The sequence below is a fragment of the Micromonospora sp. NPDC093277 genome, from assembly GCF_044765245.1.
GTDB lineage: Bacteria > Actinomycetota > Actinomycetes > Mycobacteriales > Micromonosporaceae > Micromonospora.
On record NZ_JBIWJO010000008.1, the window covers coordinates 345,957 to 363,004 of the forward strand.

General features: G+C 73.0%; 19 protein-coding genes. 11 read left to right on the plus strand and 8 right to left on the minus strand.

The annotated features are described in order from the left end of the window. Positions 1 to 73: 73 nt before the first annotated feature. Complete coding sequence (argH, locus tag ACIRG9_RS20400) at positions 74 to 1,537, plus strand: argininosuccinate lyase (RefSeq protein ID WP_402857943.1); 1,464 nt, start codon at positions 74 to 76, stop codon at positions 1,535 to 1,537. Between the two features lie 128 nt (positions 1,538 to 1,665). Here argH and ACIRG9_RS20405 read toward each other — a convergent pair whose 3' ends face one another. Together ACIRG9_RS20405 and ACIRG9_RS20410 are read right to left on the minus strand one after the other, a co-directional pair. Further along, positions 1,666 to 2,019: an MmcQ/YjbR family DNA-binding protein gene (locus tag ACIRG9_RS20405; protein WP_402857855.1), complete on the minus strand. Its 354-nt coding sequence runs from the start codon at positions 2,017 to 2,019 to the stop codon at positions 1,666 to 1,668. Positions 2,020 to 2,078: 59 nt separating this feature from the next. Next, a complete protein-coding gene (locus ACIRG9_RS20410; protein ID WP_402857858.1) occupies positions 2,079 to 2,513 on the minus strand; it encodes a DNA-binding protein in 435 nt (144 codons plus the stop codon). Between the two features lie 85 nt (positions 2,514 to 2,598). Between ACIRG9_RS20410 and ACIRG9_RS20415 the strand changes: the two genes are divergently transcribed. The 5 genes from ACIRG9_RS20415 (at position 2,599) to ACIRG9_RS20435 (ending at position 6,575) form a co-directional block, all read left to right on the plus strand. After that, positions 2,599 to 3,216 (plus strand): DNA-3-methyladenine glycosylase, encoded by a 618-nt coding sequence (locus ACIRG9_RS20415; RefSeq protein WP_402857861.1) that lies wholly within the window; start codon positions 2,599 to 2,601, stop codon positions 3,214 to 3,216. Between the two features lie 89 nt (positions 3,217 to 3,305). Then, positions 3,306 to 4,388, plus strand: coding sequence for a WD40/YVTN/BNR-like repeat-containing protein (locus ACIRG9_RS20420; protein WP_402857864.1), 1,083 nt, complete (start codon positions 3,306 to 3,308; stop codon positions 4,386 to 4,388). After that, positions 4,389 to 4,664 (plus strand): MoaD/ThiS family protein, encoded by a 276-nt coding sequence (locus tag ACIRG9_RS20425; protein ID WP_402857867.1) that lies wholly within the window; start codon positions 4,389 to 4,391, stop codon positions 4,662 to 4,664. A gap of 148 nt (positions 4,665 to 4,812) precedes the next feature. Further along, entirely contained in the window at positions 4,813 to 5,952 is a 1,140-nt protein-coding gene (locus ACIRG9_RS20430; RefSeq protein ID WP_402857870.1) for an LLM class flavin-dependent oxidoreductase, read from the plus strand. Then, entirely contained in the window at positions 5,949 to 6,575 is a 627-nt protein-coding gene (locus tag ACIRG9_RS20435) for an FMN reductase (RefSeq protein ID WP_402857873.1), read from the plus strand. The genes ACIRG9_RS20430 and ACIRG9_RS20435 overlap by 4 nt, the downstream gene beginning before the upstream one ends. A gap of 52 nt (positions 6,576 to 6,627) precedes the next feature. On the opposite strand, the gene ACIRG9_RS20440 is transcribed toward ACIRG9_RS20435, so the two are convergent. Both ACIRG9_RS20440 and ACIRG9_RS20445 read right to left on the minus strand, forming a co-directional pair. Then, positions 6,628 to 7,515: a universal stress protein gene (locus ACIRG9_RS20440; RefSeq protein WP_402857946.1), complete on the minus strand. Its 888-nt coding sequence runs from the start codon at positions 7,513 to 7,515 to the stop codon at positions 6,628 to 6,630. Positions 7,516 to 7,740: 225 nt separating this feature from the next. Then, positions 7,741 to 8,637 carry a universal stress protein gene (locus ACIRG9_RS20445; protein ID WP_402857876.1) on the minus strand — a complete coding sequence of 299 codons (897 nt, stop codon included), beginning with the start codon at positions 8,635 to 8,637 and terminating at the stop codon, positions 7,741 to 7,743. 151 nt (positions 8,638 to 8,788) lie between these two features. Between ACIRG9_RS20445 and ACIRG9_RS20450 the strand changes: the two genes are divergently transcribed. Together ACIRG9_RS20450 and ACIRG9_RS20455 are read left to right on the plus strand one after the other, a co-directional pair. Continuing rightward, the gene (locus tag ACIRG9_RS20450; RefSeq protein ID WP_402857879.1) at positions 8,789 to 9,205 is read left to right on the plus strand and encodes an Hsp20/alpha crystallin family protein; all 417 of its coding nucleotides are present in this window, start codon (positions 8,789 to 8,791) and stop codon (positions 9,203 to 9,205) included. Between the two features lie 58 nt (positions 9,206 to 9,263). Then, on the plus strand, positions 9,264 to 9,734 hold the full coding sequence (locus ACIRG9_RS20455) for a cyclic nucleotide-binding domain-containing protein (RefSeq protein ID WP_402857882.1): 471 nt from the start codon (positions 9,264 to 9,266) through the stop codon (positions 9,732 to 9,734). A 59-nt stretch (positions 9,735 to 9,793) separates the two neighbouring features. Here the strand turns inward: ACIRG9_RS20455 and ACIRG9_RS20460 are convergent, their stop codons facing one another. From ACIRG9_RS20460 to ppdK, 3 genes are all read right to left on the minus strand, one after another. Next, positions 9,794 to 10,018 (minus strand): hypothetical protein, encoded by a 225-nt coding sequence (locus tag ACIRG9_RS20460; protein ID WP_402857885.1) that lies wholly within the window; start codon positions 10,016 to 10,018, stop codon positions 9,794 to 9,796. 225 nt (positions 10,019 to 10,243) lie between these two features. After that, positions 10,244 to 10,678 (minus strand): hypothetical protein, encoded by a 435-nt coding sequence (locus ACIRG9_RS20465; RefSeq protein WP_402857888.1) that lies wholly within the window; start codon positions 10,676 to 10,678, stop codon positions 10,244 to 10,246. 12 nt (positions 10,679 to 10,690) lie between these two features. Continuing rightward, positions 10,691 to 13,351 (minus strand): pyruvate, phosphate dikinase, encoded by a 2,661-nt coding sequence (gene ppdK, locus ACIRG9_RS20470; RefSeq protein WP_402857891.1) that lies wholly within the window; start codon positions 13,349 to 13,351, stop codon positions 10,691 to 10,693. 144 nt (positions 13,352 to 13,495) lie between these two features. Here ppdK and ACIRG9_RS20475 point away from each other — a divergent pair, with 144 nt between their 5' ends. After that, complete coding sequence (locus tag ACIRG9_RS20475; RefSeq protein ID WP_402857894.1) at positions 13,496 to 13,999, plus strand: GNAT family N-acetyltransferase; 504 nt, start codon at positions 13,496 to 13,498, stop codon at positions 13,997 to 13,999. A 10-nt stretch (positions 14,000 to 14,009) separates the two neighbouring features. After that, positions 14,010 to 14,648 (plus strand): hypothetical protein, encoded by a 639-nt coding sequence (locus tag ACIRG9_RS20480; RefSeq protein WP_402857897.1) that lies wholly within the window; start codon positions 14,010 to 14,012, stop codon positions 14,646 to 14,648. An 11-nt stretch (positions 14,649 to 14,659) separates the two neighbouring features. Here the strand turns inward: ACIRG9_RS20480 and ACIRG9_RS20485 are convergent, their stop codons facing one another. After that, entirely contained in the window at positions 14,660 to 15,043 is a 384-nt protein-coding gene (locus tag ACIRG9_RS20485; protein WP_402857900.1) for a PaaI family thioesterase, read from the minus strand. A 106-nt stretch (positions 15,044 to 15,149) separates the two neighbouring features. Between ACIRG9_RS20485 and tyrS the strand changes: the two genes are divergently transcribed. Further along, positions 15,150 to 16,433 carry a tyrosine--tRNA ligase gene (gene tyrS, locus ACIRG9_RS20490; protein WP_402857949.1) on the plus strand — a complete coding sequence of 428 codons (1,284 nt, stop codon included), beginning with the start codon at positions 15,150 to 15,152 and terminating at the stop codon, positions 16,431 to 16,433. Positions 16,434 to 17,048 lie beyond the last annotated feature (615 nt).

Consider the following 17,048-nt stretch of genomic DNA (forward strand, 5'->3'; position numbering starts at 1 on the left):
CTGTGAGCGCGAGGAGTGAACGAGTGCAGCGAGTGAGCCCCGCAGTCGGGAGCGAAAGGTGAACACTGCCACAATGGGTGGGGTGGACGACAAGAGTCTGACCGAGAACAGCGCCGCCACCAACCGGACGAGCCTCTGGGGAGGCCGGTTCGCCGGCGGACCCTCCGAGGCGCTCGCGCGGCTGTCGGTGAGTGTCCAGTTCGACTGGCGCCTCGCCCCGTACGACATCGCCGGCTCCCGGGCGCACGCCCGGGTCCTGGCCGGCGCAGGCCTGCTCGACCCGGAGGAACTGGGGAAGATGCTGGCCGCGCTGGACGACCTGGAGGCCGCCTGCGCCTCCGGGGCGTTCCGGCCGACCGTCGACGACGAGGACGTGCACACCGCACTGGAACGTGGCCTGCTGGAGCGGCTCGGCAGCCTCGGCGGCAAGCTGCGCGCCGGCCGGTCCCGCAACGACCAGGTCGCCACCGACCTGCGGCTCTACCTGCGTGACCACGCCCGGGGCGTGGCCGCCCGGCTGGTGGAGCTGGCCGAGGCCCTGGTCGAGCAGGCGGGACGGCACGTGGACACGGCCGCTCCCGGGATGACCCACCTCCAGCACGCCCAGCCGGTCACCTTCGGGCACTGGCTGCTCGCCCACGTGCAGCCGCTGCTGCGTGACCTGGAGCGGATGCGCGACTGGGACCACCGGACCGCGATCAGCCCGCTCGGCGCGGGTGCGCTCGCCGGCTCCGGCCTGCCGCTGGACCCGCTGGCGGTCTCCAAGGAGCTCGGCTTCCGGACGTCCTTCGCCAATTCGATGGACGCGGTCGCCGACCGGGACTTCGTCGCCGAGTTCCTCTTCGTCACCGCGATGATCGGCGTGCACCTGTCCCGCCTCGGCGAGGAGCTGGTGCTCTGGACGTCGCACGAGTTCGGCTGGGTCGAGCTGGACGACGCGTTCGCCACCGGGTCGTCGATCATGCCGCAGAAGAAGAACGCGGACATCGCGGAGCTGGCCCGGGGCAAGTCCGGGCGGCTCGTCGGCGGGCTGATGAGCGTGCTCACCATGCTCAAGGGCCTGCCGATGACCTACGACCGGGACATGCAGGAGGACAAGGAGCCGGCCTTCGACGCGGTCGACACCCTGGAACTGCTGCTGCCGGCCCTCGCCGGGATGATCTCCACGATGACGGTACGCGTCGACCGCTTGGTCGCCGCCGCGCCGGTCGGCTTCTCGCTCGCCACCGAGGTGGCCGACTGGCTGGTCCGCCGGAGCGTGCCGTTCCGCGACGCGCACGAGATCACCGGCAAGCTGGTGGCGCTCTGCGTGGCCCGGGACTGCGCCCTGGACGAGGTCTCCGACGACGACCTCGCCGCGGTGAGCCCGCACCTGGACCCGTCGGTGCGGGACGTGCTCTCGGTCCGCTCCGCCCTGGCCGCCCGCACCACCCCGGGCTCGACCGGCCCCGGGCCGGTGGCCGACCAGCTCGCCACCGCCGCGGACAAGCTGGCCGGCTGGCGGGACTGGGCCGCCGAGCAGGTCGTGCCCCGCTGACCCTGGAACACCGTGAAGGCCCTCGGCGTGCTGCCGAGGGCCTTTCAATCTTTGTTCGACGCAGATCCGATGGTGTGCCGCAGAACGCAGCCGTGCGACCCCCCGACGGTCGCGCCGCGCGCAGGCGGTCAGCCGGCCGGTCGCTCGCGCTTCGGCAGCTTCGCCACCACCGCGTCGTACGACCCGTCGACCGCGTCGATCAGTTCGTCGTCGGGGATGCCGCCGTCGAGCCGGATTGTGTTCCACCCGGAGCGGCCGATGTAGGGGGAGGGGCGGGCGTCGTCGGGGAACCGGTGCAGCCACTCGTCGGCGACCTCCCGGGACGGGCCGCACTTGACGCCCACCCGCGCCTCGCCCTCGGCGGAGCCGAGGAAGGCGAAGATCTTGCTGCCCACCTTGACGACCTCGTCGCCCTCCCACGGCTGGTCCGGCCACGCGCCCGGCTTTGCCAGGCAGTACGCCAGCATCTCGTCGCGTGTCATAGCACTCTCGCCTCGTCCACCCGGCCAGTCTGGCCGGGCTCTGTGACAGTCTGCGCCGGTCAGTCGGCGGTGCCGGTCCGTACCGTCAGTCGTTCGTAGCGCTGGCGGGCCGCCTGGGCGCTGCCCAGCCCCAGCCCGAAGGCGATCGCCTGCCAGGTCATGCCCCGGCCGCGGGCCGCCTGCAGCAGGCCGGCCTCCAGCGTGTCCACCTCCGCGCGGACGTGCGGGATCAGGGTCAGCGCGGCCATCAGGTCGGCCTGGTCCACCGGGTCCTCGCCCGGTTCCCGCTCCGCCCCGCCCGCGAGGGCCATCACCAGGGTCGCCGCCTCGTACGCGTCGGGGACGTCCGGGTGGGCGTAGCGCCGGCGCCGGGAGTTCGTGCCCGCGTGCCGCTCCGCGATCCGCATCAACGCCGCGTAGTTGCGGTGGGCCCGGGCCTGGGCCGCGTCCGGAGCGGTGAACGGGTCGTTGTCCAGCGTGTCCATGTCGTCCATCAGAACCCTTTGAACGACTCTTTGTCAACACCTTGTTGGCAGCGGGTTGTGCTCATCAATCCGGACCACCGGATAGGGTTCAGCCGTGACCGGCACCGACCTCGCGCCCCTCGCCGACCTGCTCGCCGGGCCGGTGGTTCCCGCCGCCCGGGGGCTGCTCGGCTGCCGGCTCACCGGCCACGGGGTCACCGTCCGGATCACCGAGGTCGAGGCGTACGCGGGCACGGCCGGGGACCCGGCTTCGCACGCCCACCGGGGGCGCACTCCGCGCAACGCGGTCATGTTCGGCCCGTCCGGGTACGCCTACGTCTACTTCACGTACGGCATGCACTGGTGCGTCAACGTGGTCACCGGCCCGGACGGGGAGGCCTCGGCGGTGCTGCTGCGCGCCGGCGAGGTGGTCGACGGCCTCGACGTCGCCCGGGCCCGCCGGCCCGCCGTGCGACGGGACGTGGATCTGGCGCGCGGACCCGCCCGGCTCTGTGCGGCGCTCGGCGTCGACCGGTCCGTCTACGGCGCGGACCTGCTCGGCGACGGTCCGGTCCGGCTGCGGCCCCCGCTCGACCCGGTGCCGGAGGCGTCGGTCGCGGCCGGCCCCCGGGTCGGTGTCACCGGTGCCCACGACGTGCCCTGGCGGTTCTGGCTCGAGGGTGACCCGACCGTCAGCGCCTACCGCCGGCACGTGCCCCGCGTCCGTCGCTGAGCTGGCGGTCGGCGCGGCAGCGCGGCATTCTGTCGGTGGGCGTGGCCATAATCACCACACCGCGCTCGGCGACGGATCGGAGGACCGACATGACGACCCTGCTCGCGATCGGCACCGGCAAGGGGCTCTTCCTCGCCACCAGTCCCGACCGGCGCGCCTGGGAGGTGAGCGGCCCGCACTTCCCGATGACCGGTGTCTACGCGGTCGCCGTTGACAAGCGTCGCGACCGGCCCCGGCTGCTCGCCAGCGTGACCAGCTCGCACTTCGGTCCGAGCGTGGCGACCAGCGACGACCTCGGTGCCTCGTGGCAGGAGCCCGACCAGGCGCCGGTGGCCTTCCCGGCCGACACCGGAGCCAGCCTCGGCCGGGTCTGGCAGCTCACCCCGGCCGGCGTCGACCAGCCCGACGTGGTCTGGGCCGGCACCGAGCCGTCGGCGCTGTTCCGCTCCGACGACGGCGGGCGAAGCTTCCAGCTCGTCCGGGCGCTCTGGGACCATCCGCACCGCGAGTCGTGGGGCGCCGGCTTCGGCGGCCAGGCGATCCACAGCGTGCTGCCACACCCGGGCGACCCGGCCCGGATGACGGTGGCCATGTCCACCGGCGGCGTCTACCGCACCGAGGACGCCGGGGCGAGCTGGGCGCCCGGCAACACCGGCATCCGGGCCTACTTCATGCCCGACGAGTGGCCCGAGTTCGGGCAGTGCGTCCACAAGATCGCGCGGGACGCCGGCAATCCCGACCGGCTCTACGCGCAGAACCACCACGGCGTCTACCGCTCCGACGACGACGGCCGCACCTGGGCCTCGATCGCCGCCGGCCTGCCCACCGACTTCGGCTTCCCGATGGTCGCCCACCCGTCCCGCCCCGGCACGGTCTACGTCTTCCCGCTGACCGCCGACTCCCAGCGTTTCCCGGTCGAGCACCGCTGCCAGGTCTACCGCTCGGCAGACGCGGGCGACAAGTGGGAGCCGCTCTCGGCCGGGCTGCCCGACGAGCCGTTCTACCCCTCGGTGCTGCGCGACGCGATGTGCGCCGACGACGCCGATCCGGCCGGGGTCTACTTCGGCACCCGGTCCGGCGAGGTCTACGCCAGCCGGGACGAGGGGGATTCCTGGTCGCTGGTCGCCGCCCACCTGCCCGACGTGCTCTGCGTCCGCGCCGCGGTGATCTGAGTGGTCACTGTGCTGCTGCCCGGCCCGCTGCGCGGCGAGGCCGGCGGCGCGGGCCGGCTCACCGTCGCCGCCGGCGGCACGCTGCGGACCGTCCTGGACGAGCTCGACGGCGCCTGGCCCCGGCTGGGCCGCCGGATCCGCGACGAGCGCGGCGAGCTGCGCCGTTACGTCAACGTCTATGTCGACGGCGAGGACTGCCGGCACGCCGGCGGGCTGGACGCCCCGGTCGGCGAGGGCGCGGAGGTGCAGGTGCTGCCGTCGGTGGCCGGCGGTTGACCCGCAGCGACGGATCCCGGCCCGCGTGCGCGGGTGGTGAGGTGGGCCACCCGGTGGCCGATGCCTGGCGGAATAGTTGACTCGTCAAATATGTTGTGCGGTGCGATCCAGGGCCATCCCGGTCCCGGTCGGCACGCAAGGAGCTGTCATGCAGTTCGGAGTCTTCACCGTCGGCGACGTCACGGTCGACCCGACCAACGGGCGGCCGCCGTCCGAGCATGAGCGGATCAAGGCCATGGTGGCCATCGCGCTCAAGGCCGAGGAGGTCGGCCTCGACGTCTTCGCCACCGGCGAGCACCACAACCCGCCCTTCGTGCCCTCCTCGCCCACCACCATGCTCGGCTGGATCGCCGCCCGTACCGAGCGGCTGCTGCTCTCCACCGCGACCACGCTGATCACCACCAACGACCCGGTGAAGATCGCCGAGGACTACGCGATGCTGCAACACCTGGCCGACGGCCGGGTGGACCTGATGATGGGGCGCGGCAACACCGGCCCGGTCTACCCCTGGTTCGGGCAGGACATCCGCAACGGCATCCCCCTCGCCATCGAGAACTACGACCTGCTGCACCGGCTGTGGCGCGAGGACGTGGTCGACTGGAAGGGCCGCTTCCGCACCCCGTTGCAGTCGTTCACCTCGACCCCGCGCCCGCTCGACGGGGTGCCGCCGTTCGTCTGGCACGGCTCGATCCGCAGCCCCGAGATCGCCGAGCAGGCCGCCTACTACGGGGACGGCTTCTTCGCCAACCACATCTTCTGGCCGAAGGAGCACACCCAGCGGATGGTCGGCCTCTACCGGCAGCGGTTCGAGCACTACGGCCACGGCACCGCCGACCAGGCCGTCGTCGGGCTCGGCGGCCAGGTCTTCATGCGGAAGAACTCCCAGGACGCGGTCCGCGAGTTCCGGCCGTACTTCGACAACGCCCCGGTCTACGGGCACGGGCCGTCGCTGGAGGAGTTCAGCCGGGAGACCCCGCTGACCGTGGGCAGCCCGCAGCAGGTCATCGACCGTACGCTGGGCTTCCGCGAGTACGTCGGCGACTACCAGCGCCAGCTCTTCCTGATGGACCACGCCGGGCTGCCACTCAAGACCGTCCTGGAACAGCTCGACATCCTCGGCGAGGAGGTCGTACCGGTGCTCCGCAAGGAGTTCGACTCGCTGCGCCCGGCGCACGTGCCCGAGGCGCCGACGCACGCCTCGCTGCTGGCCGCCGCGGGCGGCGCCAAGGACGGCACCGTCCACGCCGTCGACGACGTGACCGGCAAGGCGCCCGAGGTGGGCCGATGACCCGGCGCACCCTGGCCGTGGTCTCGGCCGGCCTCGGCCAGCCCTCCTCGTCCCGGCTGCTCGCCGACCAGCTCGCCACGGCCGCCCGTGACGAGCTGGTCCGGCGCGGCGCCGAGGTGGAGATCCGGCCCGTCGAGCTGCGCGAGTACGCGCACGACGTGGTGAACCACCTGCTCACCGGCTTCCCACCGGCCGCCCTGCGAGAGGCGCTGGACACGGTGGCGAGCGCGGACGGGCTGATCGCGGTCACCCCGATCTTCAACGCCTCGTACAACGGGCTGTTCAAGTCGTTCTTCGATGTGGTGGACAAGGACGCCCTGGCCGACCGGCCGGTGCTGATCGGAGCCACCGGCGGCACCGCCCGGCACTCGTTGGCGCTGGAACACGCGGTCCGACCGATGTTCGCGTACCTGCGGGCGGTGGTGGTGCCGACGGCGGTCTTCGCGGCACCCGAGGACTGGTCCGGGGACGGCGTCGAGGACGCCCTGCGCGCCCGGATCCGGCGGGCCGGCACCGAACTGGCCGAACAGGTGCAGCGGCGCCCGGCCGTGACCGGCCCGGCCGACCCGTTCGCCCTCACCACCAGCTTCGAGGACCTGCTCGCCGGCCGCGACCCGGCCTGACCCGGCCTGTCGAGAGGGGCCCTGTCCGCGTTGGCAGGGCCCCTCTTTCCACTCAGTCCGCCGGCTCGTACGGATGGGCCACCAGCACCGGACAGTGCGCGTGCTGCACCAGCGCCTGGCTGACCGAGCCGAGCAGCAGCCCGGCGAAGCCGCCCCGGCCGCGCGACCCGACCACCACCAGCGCCGCCTCCCCGCTCGCCGCGACCAGCGCCTGCTCCGCGGAGGCGGCCCGGACCGGCCGCTGCGAGACGGTCAGCAGCGGATGGTCCGCGCGGAGCCGGGCCGCCGCCCGGGCCAGCAACTCCGTCGACTCGGCCTGCTCGGCCGCCGCGGCCCCGGCCGCCTCCGCCGGCGCCGCCCCGGCCCGCTCCGGCGGGAGGACGTGCATCAGCACCAGCTCACTGCCCCGGAGTACCGCCTCGTCGGCGGCGAGCCGGACGGCCAGGTCGGCCGACTCGGAACCGTCCACCCCGACCAGCACCGGCCCCTCGGCCCGAATCGGTTGCTCGGCCGGGCGGATCACCAGCACCGGACAGTGGCCGTGCTGGGCGATCTGCCCGCTCACCGAGCCGAGCAGCAGGCCGGCGAAGCCGCCGACGCCCCGGCTGCCGACCACCACGAGTTCCGCCCGGCGGGACTCCTCGACCAGGGTGGCACCCGGGCCGCCGGCCACCTGGCGGACCTGCACCCGCAGGCCCGGATGCCGCTCGGTCAGCTCCGCCGCGAGCTGTTCGAGCATCCGCTGCGCCTCCGCGGTGGGCGCCGGCACCCCGAGGTCGTACGGGTTCAGCGGCACGCCGAAGCCGAGCGGGTGCAGGTAGCCGTGCACCAGGTGCAGCGGCCGGGACCGTTGGACGGCGGCGCGGGCGGCGTGCTCGGCGGCGGTCAGGCTGGTCGACGATCCGTCGACGCCCACCACGACAGGTCGGTTCACTGAGATTCCTCCGGTCGACTCAGACCATTCTCGACGGCGAATTGCCCGGCACACCGTATTTGCCCCGACAGCCGGCCGGCACACGCGGTAGATGCGCCCGATCGACTCGATGCGCGGCATGTGGTGGTCTCGGTGCGGGTCGGATACCACCGTTTGCCTGACATGGAGTGGACCACCCGGTACGGCTCCGCGCCGACCGCGGGTGGCGGCCGGCGCGGATGCGGTCCCAGGTCAGGCGGCGGCACCGCCCTTGTGATGCCGGACGATGGCCAGCGGGCTGCGGGAGTGGTGCAGCACCGCGTGGCTGACCGAGCCGAGCAGCAGCCCGCCCAGGCTGCCCCGACCGTGCGCGCCGACCACGGTCAGCTGCGCGTCGGCGGACTCCTCCACCAGCGCCCGGGCCGCGGTCGCGGCGACCAGCTTCTGCCGTACCCGGACCTCCGGGTAGCGCTCGGCCCACCCGGCCACTGCCTCGGCGAGCACCCGCTCCTCCTCGGCGCGCAGCCTCTCCGGGTCGTACACCAGCGGCATGATGTCGCCCGGGCCGATCGGGGACGGGTAGAGCCAGGCGTGCACCGCGACCAGTTCGGCACCGCGCTGCGCCGCCGCGGCGAAGGCGAAACCGATCGCCTCGTCGGAGATCGGGGAGCCGTCCACCCCGACCACCACCGGGCCGTCGGCTCGCGGCTCACCCCGGGCCACCAGTACCGGGCAGTCGGCCCGGGCCGACAGCTGCACGGCCGCCGAACCGACCAGCAGCCCGGCGAAGCCGCCCAGGCCACGGTGTCCGAGCACCAGCAGCGCGGCGTCCCGGCTCGCCCGCATCAGCACCGCGACGGGGCCGCCATCGACCACCTCACCGGTCACCTGGAGCTCGGGGTCGATCTTCCGCGCCTCGTCGACCGCGTCCGCGACGATCGTCTCGGCCCCCAACCGCAGCTCGCCGTCCGGCAGCTTGACGGCGATCGGACCGAGCGGGGTGCCGAGCACCGGCCACAGGAACGCGTTCACCACTCGCAGCGGCCGGTGCCGTCCCGCCGCCTCCCGCGCGGCCACCCGCACCGCGTCCAGCGCCGAGGGGGAACCGTCCACGCCCACCACAACCGGGGCACCAGCTCTGTCGGTCATCACGCGCTCCCTTCGTCCACCTCCAGGGTTCTCCGGCCAGCAGCCGGCCGGCAGGGGCCTTGCGCCCGCGGGGACCGGGACCATCGGCCCTGACAGTTCGGGCCCTGCGGAGGTGGGATGGAGTCGGGGACGATCGACAAGGAGGTCGAAGATGTCCACTGTCACCAGGTTCCGGGGCGGCACCCTCGCGCCGTTCGACTGGACGAACCTGTCCTGGCTGCCGAAGCTGGCGCCGACCATCCGCGTCGAGAACTACCTCGACGGCGACCGGTACGTCGTCCGCGCCGAACTCCCGGGCATCGACCCGGCGAAGGACGTGCGGATCACCTGCACCGGGGAGAGCCTGCGGCTGGACGTGGTCCGCCGGGAGAGCCACCCGGACAAGGCCCACTCCGAGTTCCACTACGGCACCTTCTCCCGGCTCATCACGCTGCCCGCCGGGGTGAAGGAGGAGACCATCGCGGCCCGCTACGCGAACGGCATCCTCGAGATCACCGCGACCGTCGCCGCGACCGAGCCGACCGCCCGGGAGATCCCGATCACCGTGGAGCACGGCGCCCGGACGTGACCCTGCCCCGAGGGACCTGGCGACGGGGCCGGGTCCCTCACCCTTTCCTGGAGACGTGATGACCCCGTTGGAGATGCTCCGTGAACATCCCTTCCTCGCCGGCCTGCCCCAGGAGTGGCTGCCCCGGCTGACCGGCTACGCCCGCCCGGTGGTCTGGCACCCCGGGCACCGGATGTTCCGCGCCGGCCAGCCCGCCGAGCGGTTCTGGCTGTTCCGCGGCGGCGAGGTGGCGCTGGACTTCCCGGTGCCCGGCCGCGGCGACGTGGGGATCGAGACGATCGGCCCGGGCGGGGTGCTCGGCTGGTCCTGGCTCTTCCCGCCGTACCGCTGGCAGTTCGGCGCGGTCGCCGTGCAGCGCAGCACCGCCGTCGAGTTCGACGCCGCCGGGGTACGCCGGCTGATGGAGTCCGACGACGCGCTCGGCCGCCAGCTCGCCACCCGGTTCATGAGCGTGGTGGTGGACCGGCTCCAGGCGTCCCGGGTGCGCCTGCTCGACCTGTACGGCTACCCGACATCCGAGGCGAGCTGAGCCGCCGTACCGCCATGGTGCGGGCGGCCGTCGGCCGTGCGCACCGTGGACGTGGTCCGCTAACCGTTCATCCCCGCCGTCGCGTCAACGCGCCGCCGGACGACCAGCTCGTCCACCTCCAGCCGGCCGATGCGCAGCTCCCGGATCATCGCCCGGCGGATGAACAGGCGCCCGATCGCCAGGGTGCCCACCGCCACCGCGCCGACCGCGGCCGCGGCGAGCGCCAGAGGCGCGGCTGCCGTGGGGCCGAGCGCCCGTGGTCCGGCCGCCGTCGGGCCCACCACCCGTGGTCTCGGCCATCCGCCGTACGAGGAAGGGGCCATGGCGTGGCCGCGGGATGCCGGGCCGTGGCGGTGGTGGGCGCAACGCCGGGATGTCATCATGCCCCGATTCTCGGCGCATGAACCGGTCGCCGGTGCCGGTTCGGACCCGCCGTCCACCACCCGGATGACCCGGCGGACCGGGGTACGCCCCACACCCGGCGGGACCCGGGGCGTACCCGCTGCGCGTCAGCGCTCGACCACGAGCCGGCGAGCCCGCAGCAGCCGCGCCCACCACGGTCGCCGGTCCGGCCGCAGCGCGGGCGTCCTGGCGCCGCGCAGGCTCACCCAGCCGCCCGGGCCCATCCGTACCGTGCCGATGGTGGGCGGCCGGCGACGGGCCGCGACCGCCACGGCGGCGGTGAGGGCGGCGACGGCGAACGCCCCGGCGGCGGCCGCGACGAGCTGGTCCGGGTCGACCACCCGCCGGTACCGGACCCGCCCGCCGGAGAGCACGAACGCCCCGAGCGGCCGGCCCTCGTGGGTCACCGGCACCAGTGCGGCCGGCGGCGTGCCGGGCAGTTCCAGCACCGGCCCGACCGGTCCCGGCGGCGGTACCGGGACCGGGGCCGGCGCGGGCCGGGGGGTCGGGGCGAGTCCGGTCGGGTTGAAGATCGCGATCATGGCGCTGCCCTCCTAACGGGGGTCGGACGTGCCGGTGGTGGTGTCGACCGCGGCCCGGCCGGCGGCCAGCCGCGCGATCGGTACCCGGTACGGGGAGCAGGAGACGTAGTCCAGTCCGGCCTCGGCGAAGAACGCCACCGAGTCGGGGTCGCCGCCGTGCTCCCCGCAGACGCCGACGGTCAGCTCGGGCCGGGCCGCCCGTCCCTCGGCGACGGCCAGCCGGATCAGCCGCCCCACGCCCCGGGCGTCGATGCGCTCGAACGGCGAGACCGCGAAGATCCCGCGCTCCAGGTACGCCCCGAAGAACGAGCCCTCCGCGTCGTCCCGGGAGCACGCCCAGGTGGTCTGGGTCAGGTCGTTGGTGCCGAAGGAGAAGAACGACGCCTCGGCGGCGATCTCCCCGGCGGTCAGCGCCGCCCGTGGTATCTCGATCATCGTGCCGATCGGGATCTCCGGCGCGCCGTCGACCTCGGCGAGCACCCGTTCGGCCTCGTCCCGCACCGCGGCGAGTTCCCGCACGTCCCCGACCAGCGGCACCATGAGTTCGGGCCGCGGGTCGCCGCCGGCCCGGCGCCGCTGCGCCGCCGCCTCGGCCACGGCCCGTACCTGCATGGCGAACAGCCCGGGGACCACCAGTCCGAGCCGGACGCCGCGCAGCCCCAGCATCGGGTTGGCCTCGTGCATCCGGCGTACGGCGGCCAGCAGTGTCGCGTCCCGGCCCGGATCCACGCCGAGCGCCTCGGCGCGGGCGACCCGGGCGGTCAGCTCGGGCAGCGCGGGCAGGAACTCGTGCAGCGGCGGGTCGAGCAGCCGGATGGTCACCGGCAGCCCGTCCATCGCGGTGAGGATGCCGACGAAGTCGACCCGTTGCAGCGGCAGCAGCGCGGCCAGGGCCGCCTCGCGTTCGGCCGGCCCGTCGGCCAGGATCAGCCGCTCCACCAGCTCGCGGCGGTCGCCGAGGAACATGTGCTCGGTGCGGCACAGCCCGATGCCGGTGGCGCCGAGCCGTCGCGCCCGCCGGGCGTCGGCGGGCGTGTCCGCGTTGGCGCGTACGCCCAGCCTGCGCACCGCGTCGGCGTGACCGAGGAGCCGGTGCACCGCGGCGACCAGGGGATCCGCCTCCGGCGCCAGCTCTCCGGCCAGGTACCGGGACACCGGCGAGGGCTGCACCGGCACCTCGCCCAGGTAGATCCGGCCGGTGGTGCCGTCGATCGAGATCACCTCGCCGGCCCGTACCACGCGGTCGTCGACGGTGAACTCGCCGCGTCGCGGGTCGATGTCGAGCGCCTCCGCCCCGCAGACGCAGGTCCGGCCCATGCCCCGGGCCACCACGGCGGCGTGCGAGGTCTTCCCGCCGTGCGAGGTGAGCACCCCGGTCGCGGCGATCATGCCGGGCAGGTCGTCCGGGTTGGTCTCCGGGCGGACCAGGATCACCGGATCGGTGGCGGCCGCCGCGGCGGCCGAGTCGAAGACCACCCGCCCGACCGCGGCGCCCGGCGAGGCGCCCACCCCGACTGCGAGGGGCTCCGGCGCGCCGGCGAGGTCGAACGCCGGGAACACCAGTTGGGCGAGCTGCGCCCCGGTGACCCGGGTCAGCGCCTCCTCCGGGGTGATCGTCCCCTCGTCGACCAGTTGTGCGGCGATCACGAACGCCGCCGCCGGAGTGCGCTTGCCGACCCGGGTCTGCAGCATCCACAGCCGGCCGCGTTCGATGGTGAACTCGATGTCGCACAGGTCCCGGTAGTGCCGCTCCAGCGTCGCCATGATCTCCAGCAACCGGCGGAAGCTGGCCGGGTCGATCCGGGCCAGCTCGGGCAGGCCGACCGTGTTGCGGACGCCGGCCACCACGTCCTCGCCCTGCGCATCGGGCAGGTAGTCGCCGTACACGCCGGGGGCGCCGGTGGCCGGGTCGCGGGTGAACGCCACGCCGGTGCCCGAGTCCGGGCCCAGGTTGCCGAAGACCATCGCCATCACGTTGACCGCGGTGCCCAGGTCGTCCGGGATCCGCTCCTGCCGCCGGTAGATCCGGGCCCGCTCGGAGCGCCATGACGCGAACACCGCGCGGACGGCCAGGAAGAGCTGCTCGTGCGGGGCTTGCGGAAACTCGTGCCCGACGCGCCGGACGAAGATCTTCTTGTACGTCTCCACCAGGTCATGCAGCTGTGCGGCGCTCGGGCCGGCCGCGCCGGCGGTGGCCCGGACCGAGGCCAGCTCCTGCTCGAACTCCTCGGCCGGGACGCCGTACACGGTGCGGCCGAACATCTGGATCAGCCGCCGGTACGAGTCCCAGGCGAAGCGCTCGTCGCCGCTGCGCGCGGCGAGCCCGGCCACGGTGGCGTCGTTGAGCCCGATGTCCAGGATCGTCTCCATCATCCCCGGCATCGAGTACCGGCCACCGGAGCGGACCGCCAGCAGCAGCGGGTCGTACGGGTCGCCGAGGCGCCGGTCCAGCCGGGCCTCGACCTGCCGCAGGTGCTCGTTCACCTCCTCGAAGAGGCCGGGCGGCGGCGAGCCGGTGGCCAGGTACGCCCGGCAGGCGTCGGTAGTGACGGTGAACCCGGGCGGGACGGGCAGCCCCAGCCGGGTCATCTCGGCGAGGTTCGCGCCCTTGCCGCCCAGCAGGTCGGCGCGGCTCCGGTCACCCTCGATGAAGTCGTAGACGTACCTCGGCATGGTCCGACCTCCTCGGCTCATGCGGGACCTCGACGTCCCCTTTCTTCGTACCGACGACGGGGGCGCGGGCGGCAGGGCCGGACGGGACGTTCGGCGGGCCGGAGGTCCCGATCGGCGTCGGTGGGTCCGCGTATCCTCCGACCCGTGACCAGTGAGGTGCGGCTCCGTCCGGTGCGCGACGACGACCTGCCGGCGTTCTTCGCGAACGAGCAGGATCCGCAGGCCAACTGGATGGCCGCGTTCGGCCCGAAGGACCCGGCCGACCGGGCCGCCTTCGACGCCCACTGGGTGCGCATCCGCGCCGACCCGCGCATCCTCCCGCGGACCGTGACGGTCGGCGGCGAGGTGGTCGGGCACGTGGTCGCCTTCCCGGTGGGGGAGCGCACCGAGGTCAGCTACTGGATCGACCCGGGGCGCTGGGGCCGGGGCCACGCCACGGCCGCGCTGGCCGCGCTCCTGGGCGAGCTGTCGCAGCGGCCGGTGCAGGCCCGTGCCGCGAAGGACAACGCCGCCTCCCTCGCCGTGCTCCGCAAGTGCGGCTTCGTCGTGATCGGCGAGGACTCCGGATACGCCGAGAGTCGCGGTGTCGAGGTCGAGGAGTACGTGCTGGAGTTGCCCGCCTGGTCGGTCGGCCGGTCCGACGACTAGTCTCCCCCGGGTGAACTGGCTGGAACTTGTCGGCTGGGCCGGCTCCGCGCTGCTGATCTGGTCGCTGCTGCAGACCCGCATCCTGCGGCTACGTGCGCTCAACCTGCTCGGCTGCCTCATCCTGATCGGCTACAACGCCGCCGTGGCCGTGTGGCCGATGGTCGGGCTGAATGTGGTGCTCACCGTGATCAACGTCTGGTATCTGCGCAAGCTGCTGGCCACCCGGCACGACGAGCAGACGTACCAGGTGGTCGAGGTGGGCACCGGCGACGCGTTCCTGGCCCACACGCTGCGCGTGCACGAGGCGGACATCGCCCGGTTCAACCCGGACTTCAGTTGGGACCCGGCGGCCGACCGGTCGGCGTTCCTGGTGGTCCGTGCCGACGAGGTGGTCGGCGTGGTGGTGTCGCACGCCGAGGCCGGCGGCACGGCCCAGATCGACCTGGACTACGTCACCCCGCCGTTCCGCGACTTCACCCCGGGCGAGTTCGTCTACCGGCGCAGCCGCCTGTTCACCGACCGCGGCTTCCGCCGGGTGGTCACTCCGCCGGGGATGGTCTCCCCGTACTACCACCGGCTCGGCTTCCGGCAGGAGGGCGACGCGTACGTGCTGGAGCTGACCGCCGCCCCGGCCGGCTCCCGCAGCTGACGTGGCCGTGGTCAGGTGACGGTGAGGTTCTGCAGTCGCACCTGACCCCGCGCCACCAGCCGGCCGTCGTCGTCGCTGATCTCCACCGCCCAGAGTTGCTGGCTGCGGCCCCGGTGGATCGGCGTGCCGACCGCGATCAGTTCCCCGTCCCGCACCGCGCGCAGGAAGTCGGTCTGGTTGGACACGCCGACGACGCGGCCCCGGTCGCCCAGCCACACGGCGCCGCCGATGCTGGCCGCCGTCTCCACCACCGAGCAGTAGACCCCGCCGTGCTGGATGCCGTACGGCTGGTGCAGTTCCGGTCGGACCTGCCAGCGGATCACCACCCGGTCCCCGCTGACCTCGTCGAACTTGAGGCCCAGCAGGGCCGCGAAGCCCCCCGACAGCTCCGGCATCTCCACGGCAGTCCCTCCAAGCCTCAGGTGGCGCCGCCAGCCTAGTCGCGCCCGGAGGCCAAACCCGCTACGGGCCAGGCCCGCTGATGAGGGAGAATCGGTGACCGTGACCGACAGCAACCTCCCGCACGGGCGGGACTCTCTGTTCGAAGAACTGCGGTGGCGGGGCCTGCTCCAGGACTCGACCGGCCTCGACGAGCTGTGCGAGCTGCTCGACGGCCCGAGCGCCACCTTCTATGTGGGCTTCGATCCGACCGCTCCCAGCCTGCACGTCGGCAACCTCATGCAGGTCGTGATGGCCCGCCGGCTCCAACTCGCCGGGCACCGGCCGCTGCTGCTGGTCGGTGGCGCCACCGGCCAGATCGGTGACCCGAAGGAGAGCGCGGAGCGGACGCTGAACCCGCCCGAGGTCATCGCCGGCTGGGTCCAGCGGATCCGCGACCAGCTCGCGCCGTTCGTCTCGTACACCGGGGAGAACGCGGCCCAACTGGTCAACAACCTGGACTGGACCGGCGAGATGTCGGTGGTGGAGTTTCTCCGGGACGTCGGCAAGCACTTCCCGGTGAACAAGATGCTGGCCCGCGAGGTGGTCAAGGCCCGGCTGGAGACCGGCATCAGCTACACCGAGTTCAGCTACCAACTGCTGCAGGCCAACGACTTCTTCGAGCTGCACCGCCGGCACGGCTGCCAGCTCCAGTACGGCGGCTCCGACCAGTGGGGCAACATCACCGCGGGGGTCGACTACATCCGTCGGCGCGGCGCCGGACCGGTGCAGGCGTTCACCACTCCGTTGGTCACCAAGTCCGACGGCACCAAGTTCGGCAAGAGCGAGACCGGCGCGGTCTGGCTCGACCCGGAGATGACCAGTCCGTACGCCTTCTACCAGTTCTGGGTCAACGCCGACGACCGGGACGTCAACCGCTACCTGCGCTACTTCAGCTTCCGCTCCCGCGAGGAACTGGAGGAGTTGGAGAAGGCGACGGCGGAACGCCCGCAGGCGCGGCTCGCCCAGCGGGCGCTCGCCGAGGAGCTGACCGCCCTGGTGCACGGTGAGCGGGAGATGGCGCAGGCGGTCGCGGCCAGCCAGGCGCTCTTCGGTCGCGGCTCGCTTGACGAATTGACGCCGGAGACCCTGCGCGCCGCGCTGACCGAAGCCGGTCTGGTCCACCTGAGCGAGCTGCCGGACGTCGCCGGCCTGCTGAAGGAGTCGGGCCTGGTGCCGAGCATGAAGGAGGCGCGGCGGGTGATCGCCGAGGGCGGTGCGTATGTCAACAACACCCGCATCGAGGCGGTGGAAGCCACCGTCTCGCCGGCGGACCTGCTGCACGGCCGGTACCTGGTGCTGCGCCGGGGCAAGCGCTCGTTCGCCGGTGTCGAACTGCGCAAATAGCCGTACGTCGACAATGTGACGCGGGACGCGCCCGGCGGATTTGACGATCAAACCGCCGGGCGCGTAACTTTCTCTCTGCCAGCGCGGAACGGACGAAACAGGGCGAAAGACCTGGAAGGCCGGAGCGCAGGACTGATAACCGGGTGGTGCCCCGGATTCGCCGAAAGGCGGATTTGGCGAGGCGGAACCGACCGGGTAAGGTTATCGGCCGGCAGGGAAACGGACGAGCGAGCGGGTAACCGCACCGCAACGGCCGTCCTGCTGAATCCTCGGAACCTCCGACGGAAGTCGGATGAATCGGGGTGCCCGGAAAATGCGTGGAAGCATGACAAGCCGCGAAACACCGGTTTGACACGGCAGAAACCACCGGGTAACGTAGTAAAAGTGCCCGGCGCGAGAGCGGCGGGGGCGGTTGAACGAGATGCCCCGGACGGGGGTCCTCCTGGTGGGGGGTTTCCGGATGGTGTGTGGTTGTTCTTTGAGAACTCAACAGGGTGCTTGATAAGCCAGTGCCAAATTGTTTGATTCCCCGGACTGGTCAGGCTTTGGTCTGTCTGGTTGGGATTCCTTTGGCAACATTTTTGTTGCTGGGATTTGTTTTCTGACAGTTTTTTG

Coding starts and splice junctions, on each gene's coding strand:
- argH (WP_402857943.1), top strand. CDS start 74: ATGGGTGGGGTGGACGACAAGAGTCTGACCGAGAACAGCGCCGCCACC.
- ACIRG9_RS20405 (WP_402857855.1), bottom strand. CDS start 2,019: ATGACACGCGACGAGATGCTGGCGTACTGCCTGGCAAAGCCGGGCGCG.
- ACIRG9_RS20410 (WP_402857858.1), bottom strand. CDS start 2,513: ATGGACGACATGGACACGCTGGACAACGACCCGTTCACCGCTCCGGAC.
- ACIRG9_RS20420 (WP_402857864.1), top strand. CDS start 3,306: ATGACGACCCTGCTCGCGATCGGCACCGGCAAGGGGCTCTTCCTCGCC.
- ACIRG9_RS20430 (WP_402857870.1), top strand. CDS start 4,813: ATGCAGTTCGGAGTCTTCACCGTCGGCGACGTCACGGTCGACCCGACC.
- ACIRG9_RS20435 (WP_402857873.1), top strand. CDS start 5,949: ATGACCCGGCGCACCCTGGCCGTGGTCTCGGCCGGCCTCGGCCAGCCC.
- ACIRG9_RS20445 (WP_402857876.1), bottom strand. CDS start 8,637: ATGACCGACAGAGCTGGTGCCCCGGTTGTGGTGGGCGTGGACGGTTCC.
- ACIRG9_RS20450 (WP_402857879.1), top strand. CDS start 8,789: ATGTCCACTGTCACCAGGTTCCGGGGCGGCACCCTCGCGCCGTTCGAC.
- ACIRG9_RS20455 (WP_402857882.1), top strand. CDS start 9,264: ATGACCCCGTTGGAGATGCTCCGTGAACATCCCTTCCTCGCCGGCCTG.
- ACIRG9_RS20465 (WP_402857888.1), bottom strand. CDS start 10,678: ATGATCGCGATCTTCAACCCGACCGGACTCGCCCCGACCCCCCGGCCC.
- ppdK (WP_402857891.1), bottom strand. CDS start 13,351: ATGCCGAGGTACGTCTACGACTTCATCGAGGGTGACCGGAGCCGCGCC.
- ACIRG9_RS20485 (WP_402857900.1), bottom strand. CDS start 15,043: ATGCCGGAGCTGTCGGGGGGCTTCGCGGCCCTGCTGGGCCTCAAGTTC.